Annotated in this window: 11 protein-coding genes and 2 pseudogenes; 6 read left to right on the forward strand and 7 right to left on the reverse strand. The window is 69.0% G+C overall.

The features are described from left to right. Nucleotides 1-13 precede the first annotated feature (13 nt). Both hemW and F0357_RS11540 read left to right on the forward strand, forming a co-directional pair. The gene (gene hemW / locus F0357_RS11535) at nucleotides 14-1,171 is read left to right on the forward strand and encodes a radical SAM family heme chaperone HemW (RefSeq protein WP_153481443.1); all 1,158 of its coding nucleotides are present in this window, start codon (nucleotides 14-16) and stop codon (nucleotides 1,169-1,171) included. A gap of 170 nt (nucleotides 1,172-1,341) precedes the next feature. Continuing rightward, the gene (locus tag F0357_RS11540; protein ID WP_153481445.1) at nucleotides 1,342-4,164 is read left to right on the forward strand and encodes a [protein-PII] uridylyltransferase; all 2,823 of its coding nucleotides are present in this window, start codon (nucleotides 1,342-1,344) and stop codon (nucleotides 4,162-4,164) included. Between the two features lie 38 nt (nucleotides 4,165-4,202). Here F0357_RS11540 and F0357_RS11545 read toward each other — a convergent pair whose 3' ends face one another. After that, nucleotides 4,203-5,045 carry a DUF3108 domain-containing protein gene (locus tag F0357_RS11545; RefSeq protein WP_153481446.1) on the reverse strand — a complete coding sequence of 281 codons (843 nt, stop codon included), beginning with the start codon at nucleotides 5,043-5,045 and terminating at the stop codon, nucleotides 4,203-4,205. A 115-nt stretch (nucleotides 5,046-5,160) separates the two neighbouring features. Here F0357_RS11545 and F0357_RS11550 point away from each other — a divergent pair, with 115 nt between their 5' ends. Further along, nucleotides 5,161-5,811: a LysE family translocator gene (locus F0357_RS11550; RefSeq protein WP_153481447.1), complete on the forward strand. Its 651-nt coding sequence runs from the start codon at nucleotides 5,161-5,163 to the stop codon at nucleotides 5,809-5,811. A gap of 37 nt (nucleotides 5,812-5,848) precedes the next feature. Here F0357_RS11550 and F0357_RS11555 read toward each other — a convergent pair. Beyond that, a pseudogene (locus tag F0357_RS11555) lies at nucleotides 5,849-6,564 on the reverse strand (YggS family pyridoxal phosphate-dependent enzyme). Between the two features lie 13 nt (nucleotides 6,565-6,577). Continuing rightward, nucleotides 6,578-7,807, reverse strand: coding sequence for a DUF8462 domain-containing protein (locus F0357_RS11560; RefSeq protein ID WP_312861551.1), 1,230 nt, complete (start codon nucleotides 7,805-7,807; stop codon nucleotides 6,578-6,580). A gap of 265 nt (nucleotides 7,808-8,072) precedes the next feature. Here F0357_RS11560 and leuS point away from each other — a divergent pair. The 3 genes and pseudogenes from leuS to holA all read left to right on the forward strand — a co-directional run bounded on the left by leuS (nucleotide 8,073) and on the right by holA (nucleotide 12,300). Beyond that, nucleotides 8,073-10,696: pseudogene (gene leuS / locus F0357_RS11565) on the forward strand (leucine--tRNA ligase). After that, entirely contained in the window at nucleotides 10,683-11,252 is a 570-nt protein-coding gene (gene lptE / locus F0357_RS11570) for an LPS assembly lipoprotein LptE (protein ID WP_208948300.1), read from the forward strand. Before leuS ends, lptE begins: the two are co-directional and overlap by 14 nt. A gap of 10 nt (nucleotides 11,253-11,262) precedes the next feature. Beyond that, on the forward strand, nucleotides 11,263-12,300 hold the full coding sequence (gene holA, locus F0357_RS11575; RefSeq protein ID WP_153481450.1) for a DNA polymerase III subunit delta: 1,038 nt from the start codon (nucleotides 11,263-11,265) through the stop codon (nucleotides 12,298-12,300). 57 nt (nucleotides 12,301-12,357) lie between these two features. Here holA and F0357_RS11580 read toward each other — a convergent pair whose 3' ends face one another. From F0357_RS11580 to mepA, 4 genes are all read right to left on the reverse strand, one after another. Further along, on the reverse strand, nucleotides 12,358-12,900 hold the full coding sequence (locus F0357_RS11580) for a hypothetical protein (protein WP_153481453.1): 543 nt from the start codon (nucleotides 12,898-12,900) through the stop codon (nucleotides 12,358-12,360). Continuing rightward, the gene (gene rlmN, locus F0357_RS11585) at nucleotides 12,897-14,135 is read right to left on the reverse strand and encodes a dual-specificity RNA methyltransferase RlmN (protein WP_153481457.1); all 1,239 of its coding nucleotides are present in this window, start codon (nucleotides 14,133-14,135) and stop codon (nucleotides 12,897-12,899) included. The genes F0357_RS11580 and rlmN overlap by 4 nt, the downstream gene beginning before the upstream one ends. 260 nt (nucleotides 14,136-14,395) lie before the next feature. After that, nucleotides 14,396-14,953, reverse strand: coding sequence for an invasion associated locus B family protein (locus F0357_RS11590; protein ID WP_246161439.1), 558 nt, complete (start codon nucleotides 14,951-14,953; stop codon nucleotides 14,396-14,398). 282 nt (nucleotides 14,954-15,235) lie between these two features. Then, on the reverse strand, nucleotides 15,236-16,093 hold the full coding sequence (mepA, locus tag F0357_RS11595) for a penicillin-insensitive murein endopeptidase (RefSeq protein WP_153486746.1): 858 nt from the start codon (nucleotides 16,091-16,093) through the stop codon (nucleotides 15,236-15,238). Between the last annotated feature and the right edge of the window lie 23 nt (nucleotides 16,094-16,116).

Raw genomic sequence — 16,116 nt, forward strand, 5'->3', positions numbered from 1 at the left:
GGGATTTGTGCTCATGACCGCGTCCGACGATCCCGGCTTCGGCGTCTATCTGCATTGGCCGTTCTGCGCGGCCAAGTGCCCCTATTGCGACTTCAACAGCCACGTCCGCCACCAGGGCATCGATGAGCCGCGCTTCGCGAAGGCGTTCGCGGCCGAGATCGCCCATGCCGGCCGCATGGCGCCCGACCGCGTCGTCACCTCGATCTTTCTCGGCGGCGGCACGCCCTCGCTGATGAAGCCCGAGACCGTGGCCGCTCTCCTCGACGCGGTGGCGGCGACGTGGACCGTCGCGCCGGGGGCCGAGGTCACGCTCGAGGCCAACCCGTCGAGCGTCGAGGCGGGACGCTTTGCCGGCTATCGAACCGCCGGCGTGAACCGCGTCTCGCTCGGCGTTCAGGCCCTCGACGACGTCTCGTTGAAGGCGCTCGGCCGCCTCCACGACGCCGAGCAGGCGCTCGCCGCGATCGCCGTCGCCCAGCGCACCTTCGAGCGCTCTTCGTTCGACCTCATCTATGCGCGGCCGGGCCAGAGCGCCGACGATTGGCGCGCCGAACTCGCCCGTGGCCTCGCCCTCGCCGGCGAGCATTTGTCGCTCTACGAGCTGACCATCGAGCCGGGCACCGCCTATGCCGGGCTCCATGCCGCCGGCAAGCTCGCGATGCCCGACGACGACACAGCGGCGGCGCTCTACGAGATCACCCAGGAGGTTTGCGAGGCCCACGGCCTGCCGGCCTACGAGGTCTCCAACCACGCCCGGCCGGGCGCGGAGAGCCGCCACAATCTCGTCTACTGGCGTGGCGGGGCCTATGTCGGGGTCGGACCCGGCGCCCACGGCCGCGTGCGCGGACCGGACGGCTGGATCGCGACCGCCACCGACCGCCATCCCGAGCGCTGGCTGGCGCAGGTCGAGGCGGAGGGCCACGGCCTCGTCGAACAGACGCGGCTGAGCCCCGCGGAGCGGGCAGACGAGGTTCTGCTGATGGGCATGCGGCTCACCGAGGGGGTCGATCCGGCCCGCCACGCCGCCGAGGGCGGCAGCCCGGTCAGCGCGGAGCGGCGCGCGGCGCTCGAGGCCGCGGGTCTGCTCGTGCCGCGCGCCGACGGCCGCCTCGTCGCGACGCCCCAGGGCCGGCTCGTCCTCAATGCGCTGATCGCCGAACTCGCCGCCTGACCCCGCACGCGTCCGGCTGGCGGCTCCGCCGGCGCGCGGCGCCCGTCCTGGACAGGGCAGTGGCACGCAAGCGCGTCACGGTTTAATAGCTGGAGCTTATCCCCGCGCGCTGCGCGGCTCACTCTTGGACCGAAGCGGTCGCCCGACGGCGGCCCGGACACGACCCGCGCATGCTGAAGCAACCGCTCCGCTCCGCCGAGCTGATCGACGAAGACGCCCTCCGCACCGAAATCGCGGCGATCGTGGCGGGCCGCGACCCGGCGGCCTTCCGCCCCGATCTCGTCGCCTGCCTGCGCCGCACCCGGCAGGCCGCACTGAAACGCGCCGAGGACATCCTGCTCGAGGAGGGGCGTGGCATCGCCTGCGCCGAGCGCCTCGCTTATGTGCAGGACGTCATCATCCGCGTCCTCGCCGACGTCGCGGTGCGCCACGTCAACCGCATGGGCAATCCGTCGAAGGCCGAGCGCGTGGCGCTCGTGGCGGTCGGCGGCTACGGCCGCGGCACCCTGGCGCCGGGCTCCGACGTCGATCTCCTCTTCATCCTCGCCTACAAGCAGACGCCGTGGACCGAGACGGTCGTCGAGTTCGTGCTCTACGCCCTGTGGGACCTCGGCCTCAAAGTCGGCCACGCCACGCGCACCGTGGACGAGTGCATCCGCCTCTCGCGCGGCGACATGACGATCCGCACCGCCATCCTGGAGGCCCGCTTCCTGTGGGGCTCCGAGGACATGTTCGCGGATCTCGAACGCCGCTTTGACAAGGAGGTCGTGGACGGCACCGCGTCCGAGTTCGTCGCCGCCAAGCTCGCCGAGCGCGACGAGCGCCATCGCCGCCAGGGCCGCTCCCGCTATCTGGTCGAGCCGAACGTCAAGGACGGCAAGGGCGGCCTGCGCGACCTCCACACGCTGTTCTGGATCGCCCAATATGTCTACCGGGTCCGCGAGCGGGCGGATTTCGTCGAGCGCGGCGTCTTTTCGAAGTCCGAGCTGACGCTGTTCCGCAAGGCGGAAGACTTCCTGTGGGCGGTACGCTGCCACATGCATTTCGTGACCGGCCGCCCCGAGGAGCGGCTGTCGTTCGACATCCAGCGCGAGATCGCGTTGCGCCTCGGCTATGTCAGCCATCCGGGGCTGAAGGACGTCGAGCGCTTCATGAAGCACTATTTCCTGGTCGCCAAGGACGTCGGCGACCTGACCCTGATCTTCTGCAACGCTCTCGAAGCCGAGCAGGTCAAGAAGACGCCGCGGCTCAACCGCTTCCTCGGCGCCATCCGCCGCGCGCCGCGCACGGCGCTGCCGGACGGCGGCGCCTTCGTCGTCGAGCACGATCGCATCAACGTCGCCGACGACGGCGTGTTCGCCCGCGATCCGGTCAATCTCATCCGCCTGTTCGACGTCGCCGCCCGCCGCGGCCTCGCCTTCCATCCGGACGCCATGCGGCTCGCCCGCCGCTCGCTCAAGCTCGTCGATGCGACGCTCAGGGAGAACCCGGAGGCGAACAAGCTCTTCGTCGACATCCTGACCTCCCGCCGTGAGCCGGAGATCGTGCTGCGGCGGATGAACGAGGTCGGGCTGCTCGGCCGCTTCGTGCCCGATTTCGGGCGCGTGGTGGCGATGATGCAGTTCAACATGTACCACCATTACACGGTGGACGAGCACCTGCTGCGCTGCATCGGCGTGCTGTGGGACCTGGAGCGCGGCGAGCGCAAGGACGAGCACCCTCTCGTCACCGAAATCATCGGCTCCGTGCAGAGCCGCCGTACCCTCTATATCGCCCTCTTCCTCCACGACATCGCCAAGGGCCGGCCCGAGGACCATTCCATCGCCGGCGCCCGTATCGCCCGCCGGCTCGGTCCCCGCTTCGGACTGACCCCGGCGGAGACCGAGACGGTCGCCTGGCTTGTCGAGCACCATCTCGTCATGAGCATGGTGGCCCAGTCGCGCGACCTGTCGGACCCGAAGACCATCGCCGACTTCGCCGCCCTGGTGCAGAGCCCGGAGCGGCTGAAGATGCTGCTCATTCTCACCGTCTGCGACATCAAGGCGGTCGGGCCCGGGGTGTGGAACGGCTGGAAGGCGCAGCTCCTGCGCACCCTCTATTACGAGGCGGAGCCGCTGATCGCCGGCGGCCACACCCGGCGTACCCGCGCCGAGGAGGTCAAGCACGCCAAGGCCGAGCTTTCGGCCGCCCTCTACGATTGGGACCCGGCCGAGCTCGCCGCCTATATGGAGCGGCATTTCCCGCCTTATTGGCTGCGCGTCGATCTGCCGACCAAGATCGCCCATGCCGGGCTGGTGCGCGAAGCCGACCGTCTCGAATCCCGCCTCGCCACCGCCGTCGAGACCCGGGCGCGCCACGACATCACGATCATCACCGTGCTCGCGCCGGACCACCCGCGCCTGCTCTCGGTGATCGCCGGGGCCTGCACGGTCGCCGGCGCCAACATCGTCGATGCCCAGATCTTCACGACGACCGACGGTCTCGCCCTCGATTCGATCGCGATCTCCCGGGAATTTCCCGCCGAGGACGACGAGATGCGCCGCGCCGGCCGCATCACCGATCTCATCGAGCGCGCTCTCATCGGCACCGAGGCACTGCCCGAGCGGATCGCCCGCAAGGTTGCTGCTAAGCCCGGGCCGAAGCCCTTCACGGTCGAGACCGAGGTCATCGTCGACAACAGTTCGTCCGACCGCTTCACCGTCGTCGAGGTCTCCGGCCTCGACCGGCCGGGCCTCCTCTACGACATCACCCGGACGCTCTCGAACCTCGCCCTCAACATCGCCTCCGCCCACATCGCGACGTTCGGCGAGCGGGTCGTCGACGTGTTCTACGTCAACGATCTGACCGAGCAGAAGATCACCTCGGCGTCGGGCCAGCAGGCGATCCGCCGCCAGCTCCGCCAGGTGTTCGACCGCACGGCGGCCGAGATGAAGGCGGAGGAGACCAAGGTCGAAACGCGCCGCGAGCGCCGTCCGTCCGACGCCGCGGCTTGACAGTCACGGACGTCCTTTGCCGGCTTATCGATTGGGGCTCAGTTGCTGGCGGTCTGGGCGAGCGGGCCGGTCGCCTTGATGTCTTCGGCGACGAGGGTGAGCGTGCCGTAGAGCGTGCCGACGGTCACCCGGAACGGCACCATCAGTCCGGAGCGGCCGATCGCGGCGTAGGAAATACCGATCCGCTTGTTGTTCTTCATGAACACGACGGTCTTCTTGTTCGGGCGGTGGCCGGCAACCGGCACCCAGCGCGCCGCGCAATTGACGACCGTGCCCTTGTAGGACGGCGTTTCCACGGTCTCGGTCGATCGGTAGCTCAGCGGAATGTTGAAGCGCGTCCAGCCGTCGAACACCTTGATGTCCTGATCACACACCGCCTTGGTGCCGACGTCGTCGGGGCGCGCGAGGCTGAGGAGAGCTGCGCTCGCGGGATCGAGAATGCCGCCCTTGAGGTCGGCAGAGGTTAGCGGAACGCGGTCGGGCGCGTCGCTCAAGGCTGGTGAGGCGGCTGATTGCTGGACCGCGCCGTCGCCGAGCAGCATCTGGACGTTGGAGATGTCCTCCTCGTCCTCCGAATGGGCGGTGAAGCGGGCCGGGATGATGGCGCCGTTCTTGTACCAGCCGGCGGCCTCCGCATCGACCGTGCCGGACGAGACGGCCCGCCCGACGGCGGCCGGGCGCATCTTGATCTTGAGCGAATAAGCGTCGCCGTCGATGACGAGGGAGAAGGTCGCCCGGGCGATGGGGATGCCCGAGAACAGCACGCCGTAGACGCCGCCGATGCGGGTCGCCTCGGCGCGCGCGGGGGCGCTCGCGCCGGACGCGACGGCGAGCGTCGCGAAGGCCGCGATTGCGGATCTGATGCGGAAGCCACGAAGCACGGTCCGACCTCCTCAGCCGACGAACCGGCGCTGGTCCTTTTATTCCGCCGGCATGGTAAGCGAACGGTTAAGACCGCGTTTCCCGCCGCGCGAGGGCGCCGGCATAGGGCTCGTCATGCTCGATCATTCTATCATTCTCGCACCGCTTCTGGCCTTCACCGTGGCGGCCGGGCTGCTCACGATCACGCCAGGGCTCGACACCGCCCTCGTCGTCCGCACCGCGGCGGTGGACGGGGCGCGCTCGGCGCTGCTCGCCGGCCTCGGCGTCTCCGCCGGCGTGCTCGTCTGGGGGCTCGCCGCCTCAGCCGGGCTCGGCGCGCTCCTCGCCGCTTCCCAACTCGCCTATGATGCGGTGCGCATCGCCGGCGCTGTCTATCTCGTCGTCCTCGGCGCTCGGATGATCCTGCGGCCGCGCCGCGACGGCCTCGTGACGAGCGGGGAGGCCGTGGCGACGGAGGAGGGGTCCTCCCGCCGCACCGCCTTCCTGCGCGGGCTCCTGACCAACCTGCTCAATCCCAAGGTCGGGGTGTTCTACGTGACGTTCCTGCCGCAATTCGTGCCGGCCGGCGTGCCCGTGGTGCCGTTCAGCGTCCTGCTCGCGGGCCTGCACGTGACCATGGGCATGGTCTGGTTCGTCGTCCTCGTCGCCGCGACCCGGCCGCTCGCCCGCTGGCTCTCCCGGCCTGCGGTGGCGACGGCGCTCGACCGGGTGACCGGCGGCATCTTCCTCGCCTTCGGCCTCCGGCTCGCGCTGGAGCGGCGCTGAGATCGCGGCGTCGAAGCACGGGATGCGGGGGGCGGCCTCAGCCCGCGGCTTCAGCCGGCTCGGGATAGGAGCGGCCGCCGAACAGGGCGCTGCCGACCCGCACGTGGGTCGCGCCGAAGCCGACCGCGATTTCGAAATCGGACGACATCCCCATCGACAGCCACGGCAGCCCGCACGCCTCGCCGATCTTGCGCAGCAGCGCGAAATGGGGACCCGGCGCCTCCTCGGCGGGGGAATGCACATCAACCCGGCGATCGAAAGCCCGAAGGTATCGCGGCAGCGCTGCACGAAGGCCTCGGCCTCGCGCGGCGCGATGCCGGCCTTCTGCGGCTCCTCGCCGGTGTTGACCTGAACCAGCAGCTTCGGCGCCCGCCCGGCACGGGCGATCTCCTCGGCGATCGCGCTGGCGATCTTCTCCCGGTCGATGGTGTGGATGACGTCGAACAGGGCGACCGCCTCGCGGGCCTTGTTCGATTGCAGCGGCCCGATCAGATGCAGTTCGAGATCGGGCGTCGCGGCCTTGAGGGCGGGGAATTTCGCCTTCGCCTCCTGCACCCGGTTCTCGCCGAACACCCGGTGCCCGAGGGCGATCAGGGCGGCGGCGTCTTCGGCCGGAAAGGTCTTCGACACCGCGACGAGGGTCGTCGCGCCCACGGGACGCCCGGCCGCCCGCTCGGCATGGGCGATGCGGCTGCGGATCGCGGCGAGGCGCTCGGCGGGGGTGGTCAGCGAGGATGTTGTCGTCTGTTCCATAACGTACGCCTCGTTAGGTGCCATCGGTGCTGATGACGTCGAAGGTCGGAATGATCCGACGCATGTAGGCGTCGAAGAGCGGCACCGTGAAAGCCGTATCGCCGTGTTGCGGCGAGTAAATCATGCCCTTTGAGATCAATTTCGAGCGGACCGGCGCCACGCTCGTCGATTTTGTACCGAGCGCTTCTGCGATATCGCCAGATCGGTGCGGGCCAGGTCCCAGTTCCGCCAGCGCTCGCATATAGCGACGCTCCGCAGGCGTGCATCGGTCGAATCGAACCTTGAAGAAGCTTTCGTCCAACGTGGCGAGCGCTCGCTTGGTCGCTTCTCGAACGTCGTCGAGAGAGATTGTCGTCCCCTTGGCATGGTTCCAGGAATCGTGGCCCCATTGCTGAATGAAGTAGGGGTATCTTTCCGTGGTTTTGAGAATCTCTTCGAGAGCGTCGGCGTCGTACTCGACACCCTCCTCGACGGCGGGATTGGAGAGGGCCGCGACGGCATCGGTCGGCTCGAGCGCGCCGATCTGTGGAAAGCGGAAGAGACGCTCGGCGTAGGATTTGGCTGAACCGGCATGAGCCAGGATTTGCGGGAGCCCTGCGCCGACGACGATGATCGGAAGGTTGAGCTGGTTGACCCGATGGATCGCCATGATGAGGGCGCTGAATTCGACCTCGTTCACATATTGAAGCTCGTCGATCAGGACACAGATGGCCTTTTCGGCAGCCTTGGCTGCTTCGCCGACAGCGACCATAAGGTCGCTCAGATCGGCCTGCAGGTCTCCGCTGTCGGCAACGCCGACCTCCGGATTGATGGTAAGGCCATAATCGATGTCGCCCGTCGAAATTTTGACGGAACCGATGAAGCTCTTCAGGACACGCAAGGCGCGCTTCGAGACGTCTCTCGCTCGCTCGCTGAAATCGACCGTCAGGAGGATCGAGCGCAGCATCGGAATGATCAGCGAGGCGAGGCTACGGTTCTCCTGTGCCTCGATGAACGCTGCCTTGAAGCCTAGATCGTCAGCGATCTCCTTGATTTTGACCAGGAGAACCGTCTTCCCGACCCCTCTGAGACCGACGAGAATCACGCTCCGCTCTGCCCTCCCACCTTGAACACGGCGCAGAGCGGTGCGTGCGTCGAGGAGAATCTGACCCCGTCCAGCAAGTTCGGGCGGAGGAGTTCCAGCACCCGGTGCGTAAGGGTTCCTCACAGGATCCAATGATGTCATCCCAGTAGGCCAGGGCATTTATAGCGAGTTTATCCGAAACTCTGCATAAATCGATAAAGTCGGTATAAACGGCGTGCGCGCCGGCCGCTTCCCTTTTTCGCCCGCCGCCCCCACTTATTGACCGCAGCCGGGATTTCTGGTGACAGTCCGACCTGGCGCAGTCCCGGTTCGCGGCGTCGGCCGCGCCTTGCCTCGCCCGATCACGATGCCGGCCGCACCCCTCCGCCCGGGGCGTGCGGGCGGCATGCCCATTCATGCTCGAGTTTCCGGACCGATCCCCACGATGACGACGGAGCGCTATAACGCCCGCGAGGCAGAAGCCCGCTGGCAGGCCGCCTGGACCGACAACGACGTCTTCACCACGAAGAACGACGACCCGCGGCCGCGCTATTACGTGCTCGAGATGTTCCCCTACCCGTCGGGGCGCATCCACATGGGCCATGTCCGCAACTACACGATGGGCGACGTCGTGGCGCGCTACAAGCGCGCCCGCGGCTTCAACGTGCTGCATCCGATGGGCTGGGACGCCTTCGGCATGCCGGCCGAGAACGCCGCGATGCAGAACAAGGTTCATCCGAAATCGTGGACCTACGCCAACATCGCCTCGATGCGCGCCCAGTTGAAGTCGATGGGCCTGTCGCTCGATTGGAAGCGCGAGTTCGCGACCTGCGACGTCGCCTATTATCACCGCCAGCAGCGGCTGTTCCTCGATTTCCTGAAGGCGGACCTCGCCTTCCGCCGCACCTCCAAGGTCAATTGGGACCCGGTCGACATGACCGTGCTCGCCAACGAGCAGGTCATCGACGGCCGCGGCTGGCGGTCGGGCGCGCTTGTCGAGCAGCGCGAACTGACCCAGTGGTTCCTGCGCATCACCGCCTTCTCCGAAGAGCTGCTGACCGCCCTCGACGGGCTGGAGCGCTGGCCGGAGAAGGTGCGCCTGATGCAGAAGAACTGGATCGGGCGCTCGGAAGGGCTGCGCGTCCGCTTCCCGTTCGTCGGCGAGGCGCCGGGCAACGAGCCGGTCGTCGAGGTCTTCACGACCCGGCCCGACACGCTGTTCGGGGCGAGCTTCGTCGGCCTGTCGCCGGACCATCCGATCGCCAAGGTGCTCGCCGAACGTGACCCGGCGCTGGCCGAGTTCGTCGCCGAGAGCCGGCGCATGGGCACCAGCGCGGCGGTTCTCGAGACCGCCGAGAAGAAGGGTCACCCGACCGGCCTCGAGGTCGCGCATCCCTTCATCCCGGGCCGCACCCTGCCGGTCTATGTCGCGAACTTCATCCTGATGGAGTACGGCACGGGCGCCATCTTCGGCTGCCCGGCGCACGACCAGCGCGATCTCGACTTCGCCCGCAAATACGGCCTGCCGGTCATCCCCGTGGTGAAGCCGGCCGACGCCGATCCCGCGACCTTCGCGGTCGGCGACGTCGCCTTCACCGACGACGGCCTCCTGTTCAATTCCGACTTCCTGGACGGCCTGACCGTTCCGGAGGCGAAGGAGACGGTCGCCAAGAGGCTCGAGGCGACCGAGGTCGCCGGCGCGCCCCAGGGCAAGCGGCAGGTCAATTATCGCCTGCGCGATTGGGGCATCTCGCGGCAGCGTTATTGGGGCTGCCCGATCCCGGTCATCCATTGCGAGGCGTGCGGCGTCGTGCCGGTGCCGGTCGAGCAATTGCCGGTCGAACTGCCCGAGGACGTCGATTTCGACACGCCGGGCAATCCCCTCGACCGCCACCCGACCTGGAAGCACGTCGCCTGTCCGTCCTGCGGCGGTCCCGCCCGGCGCGAGACCGACACGATGGACACCTTCGTCGATTCGTCGTGGTACTTCGCCCGCTTCACCGATCCGTGGGCGGATGCGCCGACGGAGCGCGCCGCGGTGGACGAATGGCTGCCGGTCAACCAGTACATCGGCGGCATCGAGCACGCGATCCTGCACCTGCTCTATTCGCGCTTCTTCGTCCGCGCCATGAAGGCGACCGGCCACATCGGCATCGAGGAGCCGTTCGAGGGCCTGTTCACCCAGGGCATGGTGGTCCACGAGACCTACAAGGATGCCGAAGGCAACTGGGTGAACCCGGCCGAGGTGCGGATCGTTGAGGAGAACGGCGTCCGCACCGCGACCCACGTGACGACCGGTGCGCCGATCGAGATCGGCGCCATCGAGAAGATGTCGAAGTCGAAGAAGAACACCGTCGACCCCTCCGACATCATCGAGACCTTCGGCGCCGACACCGCGCGCTGGTTCGTGCTGTCCGATTCGCCGCCCGAGCGCGACGTGATCTGGACCGAGGAGGGCGCCCAGGGCGCGCACCGCTTCGTGCAGCGCGTCTGGCGGCTCGTCACCGAGACCGCCGCGCTGCTGCCGCCGGCCGGCAGCGTCCCGCAGGGGCCGACGACGTGCGCAAGGCGTCGCACCGCACGCTCGCCGCGGTCGAGGCGGACATCGATGGGCTCGGCTTCAACCGCGCCGTCGCCCGCATCCACGAGTTCGTCAACGTGCTCTCCAAGGCGGCGCAGGACGTCGCCAAAGAGGACGCCACGAAGCGGGACGCGGACGGCACCAAGGCGGCGAGCCTGCGCGAGGGTCTCGAGATCCTCGTCCGCGTCATGGCGCCGATGATGCCGCACCTCGCCGAGGAATGCTGGCGCGCGCTCGGCCACGACAGCCTCATCGCGGTGTCGATGTGGCCGAAGGTCGAGCCCGATCTGCTCGTTGAAGACCGGGTGGTGCTGCCGATCCAGGTGAACGGAAAGCGGCGCGCGGAAATCACCGTCGATCGCGACGCCACCGCCGCCGAGATCGAACGCCAGGTGCTGGCGCTCGACGAGGTGCGCCGTCATCTCGACGGCAAGCCGCCCAAGAAGGTGATCGTGGTGCCGCAGAGGATCGTCAATGTCGTCGGATGACATCACCGGGCGCCGCGGCGCCATGCCGTCGCGCCGCGCCGTCCTTATGGGCGGCCTCGCCATCGGCGGGCTCGGCCTCGCCGGCTGCACCGTGCAACCGCTCTACGGCACCATGCCGGGCACGAGCGGTGCCACGACCATGAGCGAGTTCAAGGCGATCAAGGTCGACGAGCAGACCGGCCGGGTGCAGCAGGTGCTGCGCAACGCGCTGATGTACGACTTCACCGGCGGCGGCGACGCGGACGATCACGCGCGCTACCGCCTGCGCTTCATCCTCTCGGAGAGCACCGCGTCGGTCGCCATCCAGTCGATGTCGCAGGTGCCGACGCAGATCCTGCTCACGATCAACGTCAGCTTCTACCTCATCGATATCGCGACGAACCGCACCCTGCTCACGGGCACGAGCTTCGCCAACGCCTCCTACACCTTCTCGAGCCAGCGCTTCGCCAACACCCGCGCCCAGATCGACGCGGAGAACCGCGCGGCCGAATCGGTCGCGGACGACATGCGGATCCGCCTCGCCACCTTCTTCGCGACGCATCCGGCGGTGAAATAAGGACACGGCGATGGTCGCGCTCAAAGGCGGCGAGTTCGACCGGCTCGTCGCGCATCCCGAGCGGACGCCGCCCCTCGTCCTGATCTTCGGGCCCGATCACGGCCTCGTCGCCGAGCGCGCCGCCGCGCTCGCCAAGGCGGTCGCCGGCAACAGCGACGATCCGTTCGCGCTCGTCCGGCTCGACGGGTCCGACCTCGCCTCCGATCCCGCCCGCCTGATCGACGAGGCGCGCACCGTCGCCTTGTTCGGCGGGCGGCGCACCATCTGGGTGCGCGACGTCGGCGCCAAATCGATCGAGCCGGCGGTGAAGCCCGTGCTCGAAGACCCGCCGCGCGACGCCGTGGTGATCGTCGAGGCCGGCGATCTCAAGAAGGGAACGGGCCTGCGCAAGCGGGTGGAGGACGACCGCCTCGCCGCGGCCGTCGCCTGCTATGCCGACGCGGGCGCCGATCTCGACCGGCTGATCTCCGAGGAGGCGGCGGCGCACAAGCTCGCCGTTGACGAGGACGCCCGTCACGCGCTGCACCTTCTGCTCGGCTCCGATCGCCGCCTCTCCCGCTCGGAGGTCGAGAAGCTGTGCCTCTATGCCGCCGGCTCCGGGCGCGTCGGCCTCGAGGACGTGCGGGCGATCGTCGGCGACACTGGCGCCTTCGCCCTCGACGACGCCATCGACGCGGCGCTGACGGGGGACGTCGCGACCCTCGACCGCGAGCTCGCCCGGCTGTCGGCAGCGGGGACCCATCCGTCCGCCGTGCTCACCGCGGCGCTGCGTCAGATCCACACGCTCGCCAAGGCCCGGCTCAATGTCGATGCCGGCACGCCGGCGGCCCAGGCGGTGGAGCGGATGGTTCCGCCGGTGTTCTTCAAGCGGAAGGGCACCGTCGCCCGCATCCTGACGCTGTGGACGACGCCGCGTCTCGAGGCGGCCGGGGCGAAGGTCGACGAAGCGGTGGTGCAATCGCGCCTCAAGGCGGCGATCGGCACGGAGATCGCGACGGAGGCCCTGCTCGCGCTGGCGACCGCTGCCAGAGCCGCCGCGCGGCGCTAGCGCGCGGAAGAGGTCGCGCGAGCGCGACCCATTTGGATCACATCGGCGCTGGTGCGATCAGGCCTGCGGATCGGGGCGCTGCGGCGCGGCGCGCCAGCGGCCGGAGCGGTGCCCCGCCACGATCCAATAGACGAGGCCGCCGGCGGCTCCGGCCGCCACCAGCACCGCATCGTTGGTCGGCAGCAGCGAGGCATAGACGAGCTTCAGTGACGCCTCGACGCCGTCCGGCGGCACGTCCGGGCCGAACCCGGTCGCCCGGGCGAGGACGGCGATCGCGACGCCCACCGCGAGGAAATAGACGAAGCCGCGGATGCGGAAGGTCTCGGCCACCACGACCGCCGCGAGCGCGGGCAGGAAGGCGAAGGCGCCGACGAAGGTCGAGAAGATCACGGCAGCGACGATCGTCGAGCCGCCGTGGGCGCCGTCGAGCGCCATCCAGGGGCCCGCCGCGCTCGATCCGTCCATCATGCCGAAATCGACGATCCAGGCGGGGGCCGCGTGCAGCCCGACGATGATCACGAAGGCCGCCGCGATCGCCGCGGCGACGAAGCCCGCGATCGCGAGCCCGATCTGCCAGAAAAAGCCGAGAAGCCCGGTCAATCCGCCGTTCCCGCCACCATGGCGCCGAGCGCCAGCCGCTCGCGTGCCCGCATGCGCTGCGTTTCCGACTTGAGCTGACCACAGGCGGCGAGGATGTCGCGCCCACGGGGCGTGCGGATCGGCGAGGCGTAGCCCGCCTTGTTCACGATATCGGCGAAGGTTTCGATCGTCTCCCAGTCCGAGCACTCGTAGGGCGAGCCCGGCCAGGGATTGAAGGGGATCAGGTTGATCTTCGCCGGAATGCCGTTGAGGAGGCGGACGAGGGCGCGCGCGTCCGCGGGGGAATCGTTGACCCCCTTCAGCATCACGTACTCGAAGGTGATGCGCCGCGCGTTCGAGAGCCCGGGATAATTCCGGCAGGCCTCGAGGAGCTCGGCGATCGGATATTTGCGGTTGAGCGGCACCAGGACGTCGCGCAGATCGTCGCGCACCGCATGGAGCGAGATCGCGAGCATCACGCCGATCTCGTCGCCGGCGCGGTGGATCATCGGCACCACGCCCGAGGTCGAGAGGGTGATGCGCCGGCGCGACAGGGCGATGCCCTCGCCGTCCGAGGCGATGACGAGCGCCGCCTTGACGTGGTCGAAATTGTAGAGCGGCTCGCCCATGCCCATCATGACGATGTTGGTCACCGCGCGGCCTTCGCTCGGCATCGCGCCATCGGTCGGGGCGGTGCCGCCGGGATGGTCGCCGAGGCGGTCGCGGGCGACCAGGATCTGGGCGACGATCTCCTCGGCGGTGAGGTTGCGCACCAGGGTCTGGGTGCCGGTGTGGCAGAACGTGCAGGTCAGCGTGCAGCCGACCTGGCTCGAGACGCACAGCGTGCCGCGGCCCTCTTCGGGAATGTAGACCGTCTCGACCTCGACCGGCCGGCCGGCGCCGCGCGCGGGAAAGCGCATCAGCCACTTGCGCGTGCCGTCGGTCGAGATCTGCTCGGCGACGATCTCGGGCCGCGCGAGGGTGAAGATGCCCGCGAGCCGCGCGCGCAGGTCCTTGGCGACGTTCGTCATCTCGGCGAAGTCGGTGACGCCGCGGTGATAGAGCCAATGCCAGAGCTGGGAGACGCGCATGCGCGCTTGGGCCGGCGCGATGCCGGCGCCGATCAGGGCCTCGGCCATCTCCTCGCGCGTCAGCCCGATCAGCGACGGGCGCGGATCGTCGGCCGGGACCGCGGCGACGGCCGCGAGCACGGGGGCGTTCGGGTTCTGCCGGGCGATGTCGAGGGCAACCGCCATGATGGTCGTTCCGTTCTCGCCGCTCGCACCGCCGAGCCGGCCGGTGCGGACGCGTCAACAAGACGAGCGCGCCGTCGCGGCCTTTTCGAGGCGAAGCGGATCGGGCGGTGCGGCGGCCGTCACAATGCAAAGGGGGCGCGCAGGCTGTGCGCGCCCCTTGGGTTCGGGGAGAGTGTATCCGAACGCGGGTCCCGATGCGAGCCCGACCTGATCGGCTTCAGGCCCGCGTGGGACGCAACCCTCTCGAGGTCAAGCCTCGATCAGGGGCACGCTTTGGCGACATCGGCGAGCGTCGCCGAGATGCCGGACAGCGAGAAGGTGTAGCCCGTCGGATTGCCGCGGCCGGAGGTGCCGGCGACCTTCATCGCCTTGCCCTTCTTCATGGCCGCGATCAGCGCCGCTTCCTGCGGCGCGCTCTCGACCCAGGCGCCGTCGCCCTTGGTGAAGAGGTTGAACTTCTGCCCGTCGATATCGACGACGACCTTCGAATTTTCCTGGAAATTGTAGCCGACGAGGATGCTCGGCTCCATCCGGATGTTCTCGGCCGGGCGGTTCGACACGAAGAAGAACACGTCGCCGTGGTTGAGATTCGCCGGCGACTTGGTCTTCGGCGTGGTCATCGCGAAGCACTGCTTGGCAGCGCCGCTGCCATGGCTGTAGGCGGCCCAATCGCCATTCTGCTTCAGAAGAGTGGGCTCCTTCCCGGCGGCCGGAGCGGCTGCCTGTGCGAAGGCGGGGCCGCTGACGAAGAGGGCGGGAAGGCAAGTTCCGACAAGGGCGCTGAAAAGACCCGAAAAGATCAGCGTGCGTACCTGCATCGTCTCCTGCCGTTTCGAGCTCGGGATGGATATCGGACGCTGCGGTGGGTGCAACGCTCCCGCAGGATAGAACCTTCGACCCGTTACCGAAAGGTTTACGCTGGCAGGTTCGTGACGAGCGGTCTGACCCCGCAGCATCCGCACGCACCGAGGGCTTCAGGCAGGCCGGAAAAATTGGGCGACAGTGTGGCCTTAGCCGCTTCGCTCACCGGGCGCCTCCGCGCATCCACAGCCCCGCCCCCGTTCAGCCGGCGCGGTCCCGCGCTGCGCGGACCGGCCGAATCAGCGGGGCGATGCGAGGTCTGCGCCGGGCTCGGTGAGGACGGTCTGGCATGCCGCCGGCAGCGCCGGGAGCAGCATCGGCGGGGGCGGCGGCTTGTCGCTCTTCGGGGCCGGCTTCCACGGCTCGTCGGTGAACCACCAGGCGAGTTCGGGGCCACAGCCGTCGCCGGGCGGCACCGGCTTCTGCGATTGGCACGAGGCCATGCCGGGCGGGCAGGCGAGGCGGACGTGGAAATGATCGTCGTGGCCCCAATAGGCCCGCACGCGGCCGAGCCAGGTGCGGTCGCCGGTCGCCCAGCGGCAGAGCTCGGCCTTGATCGCCGGATGGACGAAGATGCGCTCGACCTCGGGGTCCGAGGCGGCGACGCGGATCAGTTGCGACAGCGCCGGCGTCCAGCGGGTGCGGTCGAGATCCCGGGTGCCGGGGATCAGCATCGAGCGCGCGGACAGGGTCTCCCGCTCCTCGTCGCTCAGCCGCCGCGCCGGCATCGGGTCGTACCAGAGGTCGACGTCGAGGCCGATCTCGTGGCTCGCGTGGCCGGTCGGCATCGGGCCGCCGCGCGGCTGCGACATGTCGCCCACCAGAAGGCCCGGCCAGCCGGTCTGTCGCGCCGCCGCCGCGGTCCGCTCGATGTAGGATACGAGGTTCGGCGTACCCCAATGACGGTTGCGGGAGAGCCGCATCACCTGCCAGTCCGGCCCGTCGAGGGGTAGCGCCACGGCGCCGGCGAGGCAGCCCTTGGCGTAGAAGCCGATCGCCTCGGTCGGGCCGCCCGACGGGGTGGGAACGCGGCCGAACAGATATTTCGCCGGTGCGCCGGCGAGATCGCGCGCCGACAGCGGCCAGGCGAGCGCCATCCACGGCTTCACGTCCGGCGTCG

It is taken from the genome of Segnochrobactrum spirostomi, from assembly GCF_009600605.1.
Classification (GTDB): Bacteria; Pseudomonadota; Alphaproteobacteria; order Rhizobiales; family Segnochrobactraceae; genus Segnochrobactrum; species Segnochrobactrum spirostomi.